Origin of the sequence: Salinarchaeum laminariae, assembly GCF_023204835.1 — an archaeon.
GTDB lineage: Archaea > Halobacteriota > Halobacteria > Halobacteriales > Salinarchaeaceae > Salinarchaeum > Salinarchaeum laminariae.
In genome coordinates, this window is record NZ_CP096270.1 from 2,751,113 (window position 1) to 2,763,911 (window position 12,799).

Annotated in this window: 17 protein-coding genes and 2 tRNA genes; 11 read left to right on the forward strand and 8 right to left on the reverse strand. The window is 63.7% G+C overall.

What is annotated here, in order from left to right:
• Window positions 1–143: 143 nt before the first annotated feature.
• The 3 genes from MXF70_RS13160 (at window position 144) to MXF70_RS13170 (ending at window position 1,451) form a co-directional block, all read left to right on the forward strand.
• Window positions 144–881, forward strand: a complete 738-nt coding sequence (locus MXF70_RS13160) for a glycosyltransferase (RefSeq protein WP_248516126.1) — start codon at window positions 144–146, stop codon at window positions 879–881.
• A 6-nt stretch (window positions 882–887) separates the two neighbouring features.
• On the forward strand, window positions 888–1,316 hold the full coding sequence (locus MXF70_RS13165) for a GtrA family protein (RefSeq protein ID WP_248516127.1): 429 nt from the start codon (window positions 888–890) through the stop codon (window positions 1,314–1,316).
• Window positions 1,317–1,376: 60 nt separating this feature from the next.
• Window positions 1,377–1,451: transfer RNA gene (locus MXF70_RS13170), tRNA-Met, on the forward strand.
• A 411-nt stretch (window positions 1,452–1,862) separates the two neighbouring features.
• Here MXF70_RS13170 and MXF70_RS13175 read toward each other — a convergent pair.
• The gene (locus tag MXF70_RS13175; protein ID WP_248516128.1) at window positions 1,863–2,651 is read right to left on the reverse strand and encodes a TrmB family transcriptional regulator; all 789 of its coding nucleotides are present in this window, start codon (window positions 2,649–2,651) and stop codon (window positions 1,863–1,865) included.
• Window positions 2,652–2,784: 133 nt separating this feature from the next.
• Here MXF70_RS13175 and MXF70_RS13180 point away from each other — a divergent pair, with 133 nt between their 5' ends.
• A complete protein-coding gene (locus MXF70_RS13180) occupies window positions 2,785–3,117 on the forward strand; it encodes a DMT family transporter (RefSeq protein ID WP_248516129.1) in 333 nt (110 codons plus the stop codon).
• A gap of 137 nt (window positions 3,118–3,254) precedes the next feature.
• Here the strand turns inward: MXF70_RS13180 and MXF70_RS13185 are convergent.
• Window positions 3,255–3,326: transfer RNA gene (locus tag MXF70_RS13185), tRNA-Ala, on the reverse strand.
• Between the two features lie 343 nt (window positions 3,327–3,669).
• On the opposite strand from MXF70_RS13185, the gene MXF70_RS13190 reads away from it, so the two are divergent.
• The 5 genes from MXF70_RS13190 (at window position 3,670) to MXF70_RS13210 (ending at window position 6,895) form a co-directional block, all read left to right on the forward strand.
• Window positions 3,670–4,134 carry a 30S ribosomal protein S15 gene (locus MXF70_RS13190; protein ID WP_248516130.1) on the forward strand — a complete coding sequence of 155 codons (465 nt, stop codon included), beginning with the start codon at window positions 3,670–3,672 and terminating at the stop codon, window positions 4,132–4,134.
• Window positions 4,135–4,136: 2 nt separating this feature from the next.
• The gene (locus tag MXF70_RS13195) at window positions 4,137–5,315 is read left to right on the forward strand and encodes an exonuclease (protein WP_248516131.1); all 1,179 of its coding nucleotides are present in this window, start codon (window positions 4,137–4,139) and stop codon (window positions 5,313–5,315) included.
• A complete protein-coding gene (locus MXF70_RS13200) occupies window positions 5,312–5,683 on the forward strand; it encodes a KEOPS complex subunit Pcc1 (protein WP_248516132.1) in 372 nt (123 codons plus the stop codon). The genes MXF70_RS13195 and MXF70_RS13200 overlap by 4 nt, the downstream gene beginning before the upstream one ends.
• Entirely contained in the window at window positions 5,680–6,315 is a 636-nt protein-coding gene (locus tag MXF70_RS13205; protein ID WP_248516133.1) for a 30S ribosomal protein S3ae, read from the forward strand. The genes MXF70_RS13200 and MXF70_RS13205 overlap by 4 nt, the downstream gene beginning before the upstream one ends.
• Before the next feature lie 154 nt (window positions 6,316–6,469).
• Window positions 6,470–6,895, forward strand: a complete 426-nt coding sequence (locus MXF70_RS13210; RefSeq protein WP_248516134.1) for a hypothetical protein — start codon at window positions 6,470–6,472, stop codon at window positions 6,893–6,895.
• A gap of 68 nt (window positions 6,896–6,963) precedes the next feature.
• Here MXF70_RS13210 and MXF70_RS13215 read toward each other — a convergent pair whose 3' ends face one another.
• Entirely contained in the window at window positions 6,964–7,374 is a 411-nt protein-coding gene (locus MXF70_RS13215; protein WP_248516135.1) for a cupredoxin domain-containing protein, read from the reverse strand.
• Window positions 7,375–7,565: 191 nt separating this feature from the next.
• On the opposite strand from MXF70_RS13215, the gene MXF70_RS13220 reads away from it, so the two are divergent.
• Both MXF70_RS13220 and MXF70_RS13225 read left to right on the forward strand, forming a co-directional pair.
• The gene (locus MXF70_RS13220; RefSeq protein ID WP_248516136.1) at window positions 7,566–8,282 is read left to right on the forward strand and encodes a protein sorting system archaetidylserine synthase; all 717 of its coding nucleotides are present in this window, start codon (window positions 7,566–7,568) and stop codon (window positions 8,280–8,282) included.
• 88 nt (window positions 8,283–8,370) lie between these two features.
• Window positions 8,371–9,582 carry a HEAT repeat domain-containing protein gene (locus MXF70_RS13225; protein ID WP_248516137.1) on the forward strand — a complete coding sequence of 404 codons (1,212 nt, stop codon included), beginning with the start codon at window positions 8,371–8,373 and terminating at the stop codon, window positions 9,580–9,582.
• Between the two features lie 79 nt (window positions 9,583–9,661).
• Here the strand turns inward: MXF70_RS13225 and MXF70_RS13230 are convergent, their stop codons facing one another.
• From MXF70_RS13230 to MXF70_RS13250, 5 genes are read right to left on the reverse strand one after another with little or no spacing between them, the layout of a single operon-like run.
• Entirely contained in the window at window positions 9,662–10,381 is a 720-nt protein-coding gene (locus MXF70_RS13230) for a DUF7289 family protein (protein WP_248516138.1), read from the reverse strand.
• Window positions 10,378–10,854: a DUF7266 family protein gene (locus tag MXF70_RS13235; RefSeq protein ID WP_248516139.1), complete on the reverse strand. Its 477-nt coding sequence runs from the start codon at window positions 10,852–10,854 to the stop codon at window positions 10,378–10,380. The genes MXF70_RS13230 and MXF70_RS13235 overlap by 4 nt, the downstream gene beginning before the upstream one ends.
• Window positions 10,847–11,719: a hypothetical protein gene (locus MXF70_RS13240; protein WP_248516140.1), complete on the reverse strand. Its 873-nt coding sequence runs from the start codon at window positions 11,717–11,719 to the stop codon at window positions 10,847–10,849. The genes MXF70_RS13235 and MXF70_RS13240 overlap by 8 nt, the downstream gene beginning before the upstream one ends.
• On the reverse strand, window positions 11,713–12,321 hold the full coding sequence (locus tag MXF70_RS13245) for a DUF7288 family protein (RefSeq protein ID WP_248516141.1): 609 nt from the start codon (window positions 12,319–12,321) through the stop codon (window positions 11,713–11,715). Before MXF70_RS13245 ends, MXF70_RS13240 begins: the two co-directional genes overlap by 7 nt.
• Before the next feature lies 1 nt (window position 12,322).
• The gene (locus MXF70_RS13250; RefSeq protein ID WP_248516142.1) at window positions 12,323–12,799 is read right to left on the reverse strand and encodes a DUF7287 family protein; all 477 of its coding nucleotides are present in this window, start codon (window positions 12,797–12,799) and stop codon (window positions 12,323–12,325) included.

Here is a 12,799-nt window from a genome sequence, read left to right on the forward strand (position 1 = left end):
AGCAAAAAGAGAGAGAGGAGAGTGGCCCAGACGAGAAGGAGATGGGGCGAAACGACAGCAGAGGCAGGACGCCGGCAAGACACCCCGGGGACGCCCCAGGTGTGCAGAAGGATTTTCACGAAGCGGACCTCCGACTCGAACGAATGCAACGCTCACTCGGGGTCGTCTTACCTGCCTACGATCCCGACGTCGAGCAGCTGGCCGCATACGTGGACTCGCTCGCGTCGCTCGATCCCGCCACGATCCGGATCGAGCTCGACGATCCGAGCGGAACGGTCCGCGACGAAGTCAGTGCGCTTCCCGCGACCGTCTCAGTGTCGGATCACCGACGAGGGAAGGGAGCAGCCATCACGGCAGGGTTCGAAGCGCTCGGTACGGACGACTACTGCTTTCTGGACGCCGACGGCAGTACGGACGTCGAGAGCGTCGGGCGCGTCGTCGAAGCGCTTCGGTCCGGGGGCGCAGATCTCGCGGTCGGATCCAGACGCCATCCGGAGGCAACCGTCTCGAACACGCAGTCGAGACTCCGCGGGACTCTGGGGGACGGATTCGCCTGGCTCGGCCGGCGACTGCTATCTGTCCCGCTTTTCGACTACCAGTGTGGAGCGAAGGCCATCGACGCGGAGAGCTGGGCGCTCGTCCGTGGCGACCTCTACGAGCCCGGGTTCGGCTGGGACGTCAATCTGATAGCTGCAGCGGGACAGCACAATCTCCGGGTGGTGGAGGTGCCGGTGTCGTGGGCGGATCGGCCCGGATCCACGGTCGGCCCGATTTCGACGACAGCGGCCCTGGGCGCGGCGCTCCTTCGTGCGCAGCGACGGACGATGCTCGGTAGTACAGGAAAACGACCGCTCCTCGATCGACTGGCAGACGGGAAGTGAGATAGCATGGTAGAACTCTCCAGCGCACTCCGGGAGACACTAAAGTTCAACCGGCTCTGGCAGTTCATGGCTGTCGGTGCCGTCGGCACCGCCTGTGACTTCGCCGTGTTGATCGGGCTCGTCGAGCTGTTTTCCACCTCACCGGTCGTCGCCAAGATCGTCAGCGCGGAGACCGCGATCGTGGTGATGTTCGTCATCAACGAGCGGTGGACGTTCGCTTCGTGGGGCGCGAACGATCTCGTCGCGGTCTTTCGGCGACTCCTCACCTCGAACGTCGTTCGCCTCGGTGGGCTGGCCGTCGCGACCGTGGTTCTCGCCGTGTTGACAGTCCAGTACGACGTCTCCTACGTCCTCGCGAACGGTGCCGGTATCGCGACTGGGTTCATTGTCAACTATACGATGGAAAACCTGTTCACGTGGCGAACACACCGATAGCGATTCGCACGCCGTCTGGGAATCACAACCCTTAATGGGCAAACAGCGATACTGATCGGTAGCGGGATGGGATAGCCAGGAGATTCCGCCGGGCTCATAACCCGGAGATCGGTAGTTCAAATCTACCTCCCGCTATTTTCAGCGAACAACGCGAACGACGAGCGTAGCGAGGAGCGAGCCGTTCGCTGAAAATAGATCCCGTAGATTTGATCCCTGGCAGTCGCAGCCGGCGAGCGACCGACGGGAGTGAGTCGGATCGTCTGCCTCAGGTTCAAATCTACCTCCCGCTATTTCTCGGCGATCACAGCGAACGAGAAGCGAAGCGAGGAGTGAGCCGATCGCCGAGAAATAGTTCGGATTTGATTTGAGCCAGACGAGTCGCAGCGCCGAGCATAGCGAGGCGACCGTCTCGGCGAGGTTCAAATCTACCTCCCGCTATTTTTCGACGATCGCTCGGAACGAGATGCAAAGCTGCGTGTGGGCCGAACGGCGAGAAATAGCGATCTAACGCCCGCTCTCACTTCGATTGCGGTCAGATCCGAGCGGTCACTCTGGCAACGGCACTGCATCCGCCCAGCACGCCTGAAACTGCGCTTCGAGCTCCTCGACGATCTCGGCCTCGTTCACGCCGACGACGCCGAGCCGATCGGCGGGTGATCGTGGATGGAGCACGTCGATGGTCGCGGACGCTCGATCGACGACGTCGAAGGACAGTGGAATCTCCGGACGCACTCTGACGTCGACGCTCGCCGACTGCGCCGCCAGGAGATCCGGAAACGACTCCGGAACGAGGTCGAGCACTCGATCCGTGACGATCAGCGAGATCTCGACGTCGGTAGCCACGCCATCGAAGAAGGAATCGAACTCCTTCTGGAGGGTCTCCCACGACGCGTACTCGTAAGGAGGCCCCACGAGGGCGTGGATAGAGTCCGTCGCGGTCCGCGTGTGTTCCTCCAGCGCACTGCTCATCGCGTCACTGCCGAGGGATCCCAGCCAGACGCTGCCGTCCGCCGGTGGCTCCGGGAGGAGGTTCGAGCGAGCAGCGTCGGCCACCTCCCGGTACCGATCCCGCTCCCGATCGAGTTCGCGAACGCGCTCGTCGAGCAGCCTGTCGACGGCGGTATCCGGCTCGACGGCGAGATAGCGCGTCGGCTCGCTGGCCTGCGATCGAACGAGCTGTCGAGATTCGAGACCGTTCAGGACGTCGTAGATGCGACCGCGAGGGACCTCGCTTGCCGCCGAGAGATCCGACGCCGTCGTCGCTCCCGTCACCAGCAACGTACGATACACCTTCTCTTCGTAGCTCGAGAGACCGAGCTCGGAGAGCGCCGTCATATCTCGTCGTTTCCGGCCAGTTGCCTAAAGTTCGTGCCGCTTTCGCGAGTCCTGCGACTGTGCGGACTGCAACGGATCGGAAGTTGGGGCCGATTGCAGAAACGTCAGTATCACCGGCAGTGCATCAGGTAGTATGCATCCCTATGCGCTGCTCGCCGGTGCAATCTGCTCGGAGCTGGTTGGAACGACCGCCCTCAAACTCTCGGATGGGTTCTCGAACCCGCTTCCCAGTCTGGCGGTCGTCCTCGGCTACGGTCTGGCATTCTATCTCCTCTCGCTGACGCTCGAAGAACTCCCCGTGGGCGCGGTGTACGCGACGTGGGCCGCGCTGGGCATCGTCGGTATCGCCGCGATCGGGGTCGTCGTCTTCGACGAGACGATCGATCCCGCGGGCGTGCTCGGTATCGGACTGATCCTCGGCGGCGTTTACGTCCTCAACGTCGTCTCCGAGGTTTCCGCACACTGAGATCGTCCACTCTCATAGAGCATCCCGAGGCTGACTTCTCAGTGGTGGACTCGGCGGGACTGAGCAAACGCGAAGCGTTTGCGAGGTACGCCGAGTCTACGAGTGACTGAGCGAACGGAGTGAGCGAAGGAAACGAGTGGACTCGGCGGGATTTGAACCCGCGGCCTCCCCCGTGCCAGGGGGGTGATCTACCACTGATCTACGAGCCCGCATTCGAATTATACCGCCGGAGTCGTTGATAAACCCCTCGAAAACGATCCCGAGTGTCGGCCGTTGTCGTGGACCGTGACCGGCCGGATCGGACCGACGAAGGGCAGTCTGCCCGCTACGGCCGAGTAGAAACCCTTTAGGACGGTCCAGAGGTACTGACTACTGGGAACAGCACGGCCGCAAATCCGACTCGCCGCCGCGTGTCTTCGCGGAGCGTCTTTCCGCCACGCACGGCTTGGGATTGCGGAAGTGCACCCGGACAGCGTTTCGAGACCCACGAGTTCTGTGGGACTTGGTTTCGCCGTCGGGGCTTTCGTGCGGTTGTGCCGTTCCTATCAATCTATGGCACGAATGCACTCACGACGCCGCGGATCGTCCGGTTCAGACCGGCCCGCGGACGACGACCCGCCCGAGTGGAGTGACGTGGACGCCGACGACGTCGAGGATCGCGTCGTGGAGCTGGCCGAGCAGGGGCACGACCCCTCCCAGATCGGTCTGAAGCTCCGCGACGAGGGCGTGAAGGGCACGCCGATCCCAGACGTGAAGGCGGCAACTGGCTCCAAGGTCACCGAGATCATGGAGAACAACCACGTCGAGAACGACATTCCGGAGGACCTCCGAAACCTCCTCGCACAGGCAGTTCGCCTGAACGAGCACATGGAGGAGAACGGCCAGGACCACCAGAACCGCCGAGCACTCCAGAATACGGAGTCGAAGGTCCGCCGGCTCGTCGACTACTACCGCGGTGACAAGATCGACGAGGAGTTCACCTACACCTACGAGAACGCTGCGGAACTCCTCGAGTAACGATGCCTGCCGCCAGCCACACCGTAGGGACCGCCCCCGCCGCGAGCGACGCAGCCGCGTCGCTCCGGGAGGCGCCCCTGGTGCGGCTGGTGATCCGACGCGACGGGGACGCCGTCGCTGCGGCAGGCGTCCTCGCGCGAGCGCTCCGATCGATCGACGTCCCGATCCAGGTCTCGCCCACGGCGACGGCCGACCGGCGAACGGAACGGGTCGACGCGGGCGATCCCGACGCAGTGACGGTTGCGATCGGCCCAGTTCCTGGCGCGGCACTTACGCTCGACAGTGCAGAGCGACCCGCAGCGGTCGCTGCCGTCGAAATCGCGACCGAGCTCGGCGTCGATCCAGATCCGACACTCGGCCTCGCCGGCGTCGTCGCGGCTGGGGAACTCCCAGCCGACGCCGCGCCGGCACTGCTCGAACGCGCCGAGTCCGATGGACTCGAGCGCAAGGACGGCGTGGGGTTGGCCACCGACGACCTCGTCGACGGGCTCACCCACTCGACGTCGATGCACGCCGAGTTCTCTGGCGACATGGCTGCAACTGCGGACGTACTCGCGGAGGTCGGCCTCGACGCCGACGACCGCGAGCGTGCGAGCGATCTCACCGACGAGCAGCGTCGAGCGGTCGCGTCCCTCGTCGCCGTCACGGCCACCGAGGGGCCAGTACCGCAGATCACCGCCGAAGCCGTCGAGCGCGTGCTCCGGCCCCACCACGTGGCGGATCCGGTACCGACGCTCGAGGGGTACGCGGATCTGCTCTCGGCCACCGCGGTCGTCTCGCCCGGTATCGCCGCCGCACACGCCGTCGGCGACGTCGGAATCGACGCGGTGCGATCCGCGTGGCGCGAGGCGAGCACGGCGACCCACGCAGCGCTTGCCGATGCCGATCCCACGCGTTACGACGGCGTCGCAGTCTACGAGGCAGGCGACGCACCACCGGAGATCGTGGCAGCACTCGCGCGCGACGCGCGATCGCCCGAACCGGTCGCGCTCGCGATCGGCGACGACGCGATCGCCGTTGGGACCCGGGACGACGACGCGACGGCTGCGATCGAGGCCGTTGCAGCGACCGCTGGCGGCGACGTCGACGTCACTGCCCGCTACGCAGTCGTTCGCGACCCGACAGAACTCGAGACCACGACCGAGACGGCCATCGTCGAGGCCGTCAGGGAGGAACGATGACCGACCGTAATCGTGTTTCGGCGACCGACGCCGACACCTCGTCGCTGCTCAACGCGCGCCGAGCGACGATCACCAGCGAGGTCGATTCGCCGGAGACCGTCGCCGCGGCGATCGCGCCTGACGACACCGACGAAATCGACACGCGCGTCGAAGACGGGCGCGTCGTCACCACGATCGAGCGGGAGACGACCGGCGGTCTCGAGGCGACCATCGACGATTACGTCGTCGCACTCGACGTGGCGACCACGACGGTCGACAACGCGAGCAGAGACGACTCGACGCCACCGAGCACACCGGAGCGACCGAACGGACAGGCATCCGTCACCGACGAACAGCACGCCAACCGAACGAACACAGATACACAATGAGCGAGCGATCAGTCTCACGACAACGACAGGAAAAGCGGTGGTACACCGTGCACGCCCCGGAGCAGTTCGACCGGGCGGAGCTCGGCGAAACCCCCGCTGACGAATCGGACCAGGTCCTCGGACGGACCGTGGAAACCACGCTCGGCGATCTGCAGGACGACGCCGGCGAGAACAACACCAAGCTGACGTTCAAGATCAACGACGTCGGCAGCGACGCGGCCTACACGGAGTTCATCAGCCACGAGCTCACGCGGGACTACCTGCGCAGCCTCGTGCGCCGCGGTGCCTCGAAGGTCGAGGCGTACGTCACCGTCCTTACGACGGACGACTACCGCGTGCAGATCCAGCCCGTCGCGTTCACGACGAAAAAGGCGGACGCAAGCCAGGAGAAGGCGATCCGACGCGTCATGATCGACATGATCGAGGAGGCCGGCGAGGAGCGAACCTTCGAAGCGCTCATCGACTCCGTCGTGGAGGGCCGCCTCTCCAGTGCGATCTACGGCGAGGCGAAGACGATCTACCCGCTCCGGCGGGTCGAGATTCAGAAGGCCACGCTCGAGGCACGACCCGAAGAGGTCGCAGCAGAGGAAGAGGCCGCCGTCGACGTCGAGGACGAAGACGTCGAAATCTGACGGGCCCGACTTCTTTCTTCATTCGTACGCACGAGGCAGAGAGATGTCTCTAGCTCATCCACTGTCTGCACCTTCCTCACCCCTCGCCCACCCCATTCACTGTCAGCTCGGTGTCCACAGCTTCAAGTCAGATACCGAGGCGACCCATCGGTGCATGTCCACAGGGAGACGCAGTTCGCGGAACCGAACCGAAACACCACAGAAGACCAAACTCGTCGGCGGCCTCTTCGCGGTCGGTGGCGTGCTCTCCGTACTGAGTGGCCTGTCGCTATTCGTGGCGTCCTCACAGCTCGGCGACATTGGTATGGGCGGGCTGGCCGGACTCGGCGCGATACTCGGTACCGTCTTCCTCGCGATCGCAGGTGCTTCGATCGCGATCGCCTACGGACTCTGGAACGTGAAGAGCTGGGGCTGGTACGGCGCAGTCGGACTCCTCGGATTCGAAGCAGTCACCGGCATCTGGGCGCTTCTCTCCGGCGTCGGCGTTCTCTCCATCACGCTCGTGGTCGCGGTCGTTGCGCTCTGGGCACTGTGGGACGAGCAATCTGCGTTCGGTCTCGACCACGAACTGCCGATCTGATTCGAACGGCCGGCCCGGGAGGAAAGACCCCGGGGTGTGAGTGCGAATCGTGGCGCGAGCAGTGACCGCTACTCCTCCACGACGACCGAGCCGAACATCTTCTCGGACTCGTGTGGAATACAGAAGTACTCGTACCGGCCGGGGATCTCGAAGGTGTACGAAAACGTCTGGCCGGGGCCGATGATGCCGTCCTCGCCGAGCGTGTTCCAGGCGTCCCGTGCAGCGGCCTGGGACTCGAAACCGCCCGTCGCGAAATAGGCCGCATCCGCTGGGATGGCATTCTCGTAGGCCGTCACCGTGTGGCCACGCGAACTCGTGTTCTTCCAGACGACCTCGGTACCGGCCTCGACGGTGAGCGTCTGGGGCTCGAAATCCGTCGGCGACATTCCGACGTCGTAGTCACCCTCGAAGAGACCGAAACACCCACTCGTCGCCGCTATGGCGCCACCGACGCTCGCGAGATACGCCCGACGGTGCATTGAGAGAGGGTTCGAAGTGGACGACCAAATGGGGCCCGATCCGAGATTGCGGCGGGCCGCAGTATCACGGGACGGCGACGATGGCCCGTGCAACACCGATCGACTCGCGTGGACAGGCCGCTGTCGACGGCAGGACAAGTCCCGCTCGTCAAACGGAAAGGGGTAAGGCGACCCCATGATACCGATTCGATATGCTCCCGCGGTTCGTTGGCAGGACGGGACTCGCCGATGCGGTTACCGTCGCCAACGCATTGCTGGGATTTCTGGCGATCCTCGTCGCGACGACGGACGCCTGGGCAGCCGCGAGGCTACTGCTGCTCGCGGCGATTCTCGACGGGCTCGACGGCGTCGTCGCGCGCTGGCGCGGGGGAACAAAAGTTGGCCCGTATCTCGATTCACTGGCTGACGTCGTGTCCTTCGCAATCGCACCAGCAGTACTGGTGTACGCTGTCGCCGCCCGCGAGTGGGGGATCGTTCCGCTGGAGTCCACCGAGCCTCGAGCGATCGTCGCGTTCGTCCTCCCCGCACTGTTCGTCGGCGCCGCAATCACACGACTCGCGCTCTACACGGCCTACGACACCGAGGACGACTACACCGAGGGCGTCCAGACTACTCTCGCAGCGACGCTCATCGGCGCCGCAATCCTGACGGGGATCACCCGACCCGACATCCTGCTCGTCATCACCGCAGCGTTCGTCTACTTGATGCTCTCCCCGCTACGGTACCCCGATCTCCTCGCACGCGACGCGCTCGTGATGGGCGTCGTACACGCAATGGCCGTAATTGCCCCACTGCTTGCCAAGCGAACGTTCCCCTGGGCACTCCTGTTTCTCGGATTGGCCTATCTCGTATTCGGCCCGTGGCTCTACTGGCGCGAGCAGTTCCCGATCCCCCATCTCGTCGAGTAGCACCAACGCCACGAACGCCTCGCCACCGGAGGCAGTGGAAACCCTCCGAACGAAACGCTTAGAAGGAATCCGGCGAGATGTGTATCCAATGAGCGACGAGGAGCCAACCGTGGAGTCGTTGCGCGAGCGACTCGAAGCCATCGAGGAGCAACTCGAGGCCGCCGAAACCGAGGCCGATCTCGACGACGTCGCCGATGAGATCGACGCTCTCGAGGCCGACGTCGAAGCAGCTGACCTCCCCGAGCCCGACGACGAAGACGAGACGCCGGCGGCGGAGGAGCTGGCCGACGAGATCGAATCGGTGACAGGGGACCTCGAAGACGCCCGTGGACCCTACGCCGAAGACATCGTCACCTCGATCGAGGACGCAGTCGACGCGATCGAATCCGGTGAGTGGACCGACACTGGTGAGGAGCAGGTCCACGAAGCCGTGGAGTCGTACCTCGACGCCGGTGACGAGTACGTCGACGCACCGTCCTCGAGCGGCGACGATCTGGACTCCGCCGCCGAGGCTCTGGACGACGTCGCCGCTGGCGTGGAGAAGGCCGATCTCGATCCCGACGAGGACGCCGACGCGATCGCGGCCCTCGTCGAAGCGACGGACGCCCTCGATGAGGATCTCGATGCCGCCGAGGAGTGGGACGACCTCAGCGTCCGCCAGCAGCTCGACTCGCAGGGCTACTACGACGTCCTCGAACACCGCAAGGATTTCCCGCCGGAGTGGGGCGCTCTCAAGGTCTACGAAAAGCGCGGCGAGGCCGAGCCAATTCTGCTGGCCCTGGATACGTTCGATTCGGACTTCATGGAAGAGCACGCGATGGACGCTCTCGAACGAATGGGGCCCGAGGAGGCCCTCGACGAGATGCTCGCCCGCGCCGAGAAGCGCGACAAGCACGCGATCCGCGTTCTTGGGACGATCGGCAGCGAGGAACCGGTCGATACGCTGCTCGAGTACGTCGACGCCGACGTCGGCCTACAGAAGGTTACGTTCCAGGCGCTCGGGAAGATCGGGAGCGAGGACGCGGTCCAGCCCCTCGCCGACCAGCTCGTCGCCGACGACGCCGAGGTACGCTCCGCTGCGGCCCGCGCACTCGGACTGATCGGCGACACGAGGGCGATCGACCCACTCGCCAAAGTGCTGGACGACGACGAATCCGGTTCCGTTCGCGCGTCCGCTGCCTGGGCGCTCGTACAGATCGGGACGGACGACGCGCTCGCGGAAGCGAGCGAGTACGCCGACGACCGCGAGTATCTCGTGCAGGCCGAAGCGGAGAAGGCACGGGACGAGACGACGGCCTGAGGACGGACGACTACTCCTGCGGTTTCGTTCGTAGCGCTATATCTGATTTCCGAAACCGCTGAAAAGAGGTGCCAGCGCTCTAGACGCCAGCGAACTCGAGGTCGATCGGAACGTGACGGACGGACACGTCGTTGACCGTACAGGTCGCCTTTTCGTCAGTTACAGTATCCCATCCCTGATCGTCGAAGTACCGCTGCCAGGCGTCATCGTACGGGGTGCCATCGTACTCGACGCTGACCTTTGACGCACTGTCCGTCGCAGTGAGCAGTGTTTCATCACCAGGAAGTGGCCCGTCGGCGCGGATCTCGATGGACCCGTCACTCGACACTGCACCAGAGGGGCCATCGATCGACACGATCGACACCACTGCGTGGCCGTCCCTGCACGTGAACTCCGGCCCACGAATCACGGTCTGGGAGTCCGGTCCGTCGCTGCGGATCACCGCTCCAGACTGATAGACGATCTTCGTGTCCGCCCCCAGACCGTAGACGATACCGCCTGTAGCGGACGCCTCGTACGAACCGTCGACGTAGACGGAGAGATTCAAGGATTCGTTGACCGCCATGGTCCGCCCGGAGAGTTCGACGTCGAACGCCCGGTGTTCACCCTGTCCGCGCTGGATATCCTGCAGCGCGACCGCAGACGCGCTAAACGCCCGCTGTGCACTCCGATCGGTTTCGTCCTCCTGTATCTGATCGATGCTACCGAACCCGGCCGTGTAGAGCAGCCCCACGGACGTAATCACGATCGAGAAGATGAGAACGAACGCGATCACCTCGCTGACGGCGCGATCGTTCATGTGCCGTCACCTCGGATCGTCACCGTATAATCGGAGTGGTTGTACACCGAGACGATGCGGCCACCTTGCGCGGATCCACCTTCGACAGAGACGCCATCGGGGAGGCTCACCGGTACCTCGACGTCGATATTCTCTGCGAAGGCGTTCAGTTCGAGGCAACCGTCGTAGCCCGATCCCTGGTAGCAATCGGTGCTGTCAGTGAGTGTGACGCGATAGCTGCCACCGACGGACGAACCAGGCTGACTCGATCGAACCAGGACCGTGGCGCTCGTTCGGTTACCACGGTCCGCGGCGGTCACCAGCTCCGTGGCAACCCGGTCGCCGATCGTCCGAAGCTCCTGATCGCCGGTGTTCCGCCGCTGGTCCTCGAGCATGTTGCCGGCGCCGAGCAGGAGACCGGCGATCAGAATCGTCGTGATCCCGATGGTCATCACGTGCGTGACCGTAATCGAGACGCCACGTTCGTCAGTCATAGACGTCGATCACCCTACCCTCGCTCTCGACAGTGGCGTCCTGCGAGTCGTACGTGAACGCGTACTCGAAAGACCAGATCGCATCCGAAACGGATGGATCGCTGCCATCGTCGTATCGAGAATCCTCTGGCACTGTGGAATTGGTGACGATCGAATACGTCCCTTCGACGTCAGTTAGATCCCCCGAATACTCGACTGAATAGGGACTGTCACCGCCAAGTGCGTCGAACCGGCACGAGTTATCTTCGTAAACGGTCCCATGACGGACGTCGATTCGAACGGTGTTTCCTGTCGCCTGAATATCGGTACACTGGGTGCTCCCGTCGTCGATCGTTACCTCGTCGGTGCCCGCATCGACAGTTACGTCGAGATTGCTGCTTCCGGCAATATCGATCTCTAGAGTACCGCTACTGCTGCTATCCGTATCGATTGTCACGAGGAATTTCCCGATATCACCCGACTTGGACGAACGGATGAGATCCCAGGAACCGGAACCATTGTTGTTCGTGAAATTGCCCGTCGTATCCTGCTCAATTATCGAGCCGTTTTCGACCGAGTCGATATACTCCAGCGAAACGAAGGCACCGCTTCCCTCGAGGGTCCGATTTGCCAAAGCGCGGTTCAGTTCGTCGAATTCACTGTCTGCCATCGATGAGGTCGGATTCTCCTCGGCGATAACTGCCCCCATCGCGTTACCGACTTCCTGCCCGGTTACGCCACCTTCCTTCGCCGACTCTACCGTCCCCTCCGAGCCGACGACCTGCGTGAACAGTGCGGTGTTGACTATCAGCACGAGTCCAAGAACCACCAGTGCGATCGCGATGGCACCCACCAGGATGAGCTGGCCGCGATCGTCGCTCACCATAGCACCACCCTGATCTCGACGACATTGTAGACCTCGCCGTGCTCGTCCGGGATCGGTGGGGAATCGCTATCTGCACAATCACCGATCGTTTCGCTACCCGAATTCGGACCGGTCACCAGCTGGCCATCGGTCAGCGCTATCGTATGTGATGCTGTGACGACGTCGGATCCTGGCGTCCCCTGGTAGACGATTCGAGACACGTTCTGCTCGTCCCCGCTGGCGTACACGAGCTCTACGTTGTATCGCGTCCCCGCGTCGAACGTCTGATTTATCGCCGATCCGAAATCGTCGATCGGAACCTCATCAGATGGATATCCATCCCGTGGGACCCAGGTGTCAGTTCTGCCGGCATCAGCGAATCCACCGTCGGAGCAGTCCCAGTATCGAGCGAGTCGCGAGAGCTCACCGTCGTTCGCGGCAGTGGTGAGCAGGTCACTGGCCACCTGATGGCGCTGGGACTGCACGTCACGGTCCTGCGCTCCCGCACTCGTGGGCGTAATGACGACCGCCTGGAGAGCGAACAGCACCGCTGTCACCAACAGTAGTGCAGCGACCAGGGATTCGAGGGTGTACGCCTGACCCCGATCGGATGAGCCCGTCATCTCACCACACCCGTACGACCAGCTCACAGGCTGGCTCGCACGTACTGGGATCGTTAGTTCGAACGATACGCGTCGCAGTGGCTGCCTCCCGACCCTCTCTGTGGAGGGCCCCGCCGGACCAGACGGGATCGTCCGTCGTCACGTTGGTGACGGTCACGTTGATCCGCGAGGAGAAGGGAAGCCCCGTTCGGTTCTGGAGCGTGGAAACGTCCAGAGCCGCGAAGTACCCCGACGTCGATGCGTTGCTGATCTCGTTAGGCCGCTCCTCGACCGAGAGATTGCCGACGATGAGAGTTGCTGCGCGGTCCGCCTGGGCCGATTCGCTCGGACCCACCCCGACGTCGTAGGGGGCGACGACCTGTGGAACGAATGCGAAGACGAAGGCGACAGCTAGCAGGAACAGGCCGATTCCGACGGCGAAGTCCTGCGCGGTCTGGCCACGGTTGCGATCGCCGCGAGAGTGATTGTCCGAGTTCAT

What these genes read in the sequence shown, in the direction of transcription:
- MXF70_RS13215 (WP_248516135.1), bottom strand. Translation starts at nt 7,374, where the DNA reads ATGCACCGTCGGGCGTATCTCGCGAGCGTCGGTGGCGCCATAGCGGCG.
- MXF70_RS13225 (WP_248516137.1), top strand. Translation starts at nt 8,371, where the DNA reads ATGAGCGACGAGGAGCCAACCGTGGAGTCGTTGCGCGAGCGACTCGAA.
- MXF70_RS13190 (WP_248516130.1), top strand. Translation starts at nt 3,670, where the DNA reads ATGGCACGAATGCACTCACGACGCCGCGGATCGTCCGGTTCAGACCGG.
- MXF70_RS13165 (WP_248516127.1), top strand. Translation starts at nt 888, where the DNA reads ATGGTAGAACTCTCCAGCGCACTCCGGGAGACACTAAAGTTCAACCGG.
- MXF70_RS13250 (WP_248516142.1), bottom strand. Translation starts at nt 12,799, where the DNA reads ATGAACTCGGACAATCACTCTCGCGGCGATCGCAACCGTGGCCAGACC.
- MXF70_RS13200 (WP_248516132.1), top strand. Translation starts at nt 5,312, where the DNA reads ATGACCGACCGTAATCGTGTTTCGGCGACCGACGCCGACACCTCGTCG.
- MXF70_RS13240 (WP_248516140.1), bottom strand. Translation starts at nt 11,719, where the DNA reads ATGGTGAGCGACGATCGCGGCCAGCTCATCCTGGTGGGTGCCATCGCG.
- MXF70_RS13195 (WP_248516131.1), top strand. Translation starts at nt 4,137, where the DNA reads ATGCCTGCCGCCAGCCACACCGTAGGGACCGCCCCCGCCGCGAGCGAC.
- MXF70_RS13180 (WP_248516129.1), top strand. Translation starts at nt 2,785, where the DNA reads ATGCATCCCTATGCGCTGCTCGCCGGTGCAATCTGCTCGGAGCTGGTT.
- MXF70_RS13245 (WP_248516141.1), bottom strand. Translation starts at nt 12,321, where the DNA reads ATGACGGGCTCATCCGATCGGGGTCAGGCGTACACCCTCGAATCCCTG.
- MXF70_RS13160 (WP_248516126.1), top strand. Translation starts at nt 144, where the DNA reads ATGCAACGCTCACTCGGGGTCGTCTTACCTGCCTACGATCCCGACGTC.
- MXF70_RS13235 (WP_248516139.1), bottom strand. Translation starts at nt 10,854, where the DNA reads ATGACTGACGAACGTGGCGTCTCGATTACGGTCACGCACGTGATGACC.
- MXF70_RS13210 (WP_248516134.1), top strand. Translation starts at nt 6,470, where the DNA reads ATGTCCACAGGGAGACGCAGTTCGCGGAACCGAACCGAAACACCACAG.
- MXF70_RS13175 (WP_248516128.1), bottom strand. Translation starts at nt 2,651, where the DNA reads ATGACGGCGCTCTCCGAGCTCGGTCTCTCGAGCTACGAAGAGAAGGTG.
- MXF70_RS13230 (WP_248516138.1), bottom strand. Translation starts at nt 10,381, where the DNA reads ATGAACGATCGCGCCGTCAGCGAGGTGATCGCGTTCGTTCTCATCTTC.
- MXF70_RS13220 (WP_248516136.1), top strand. Translation starts at nt 7,566, where the DNA reads ATGCTCCCGCGGTTCGTTGGCAGGACGGGACTCGCCGATGCGGTTACC.
- MXF70_RS13205 (WP_248516133.1), top strand. Translation starts at nt 5,680, where the DNA reads ATGAGCGAGCGATCAGTCTCACGACAACGACAGGAAAAGCGGTGGTAC.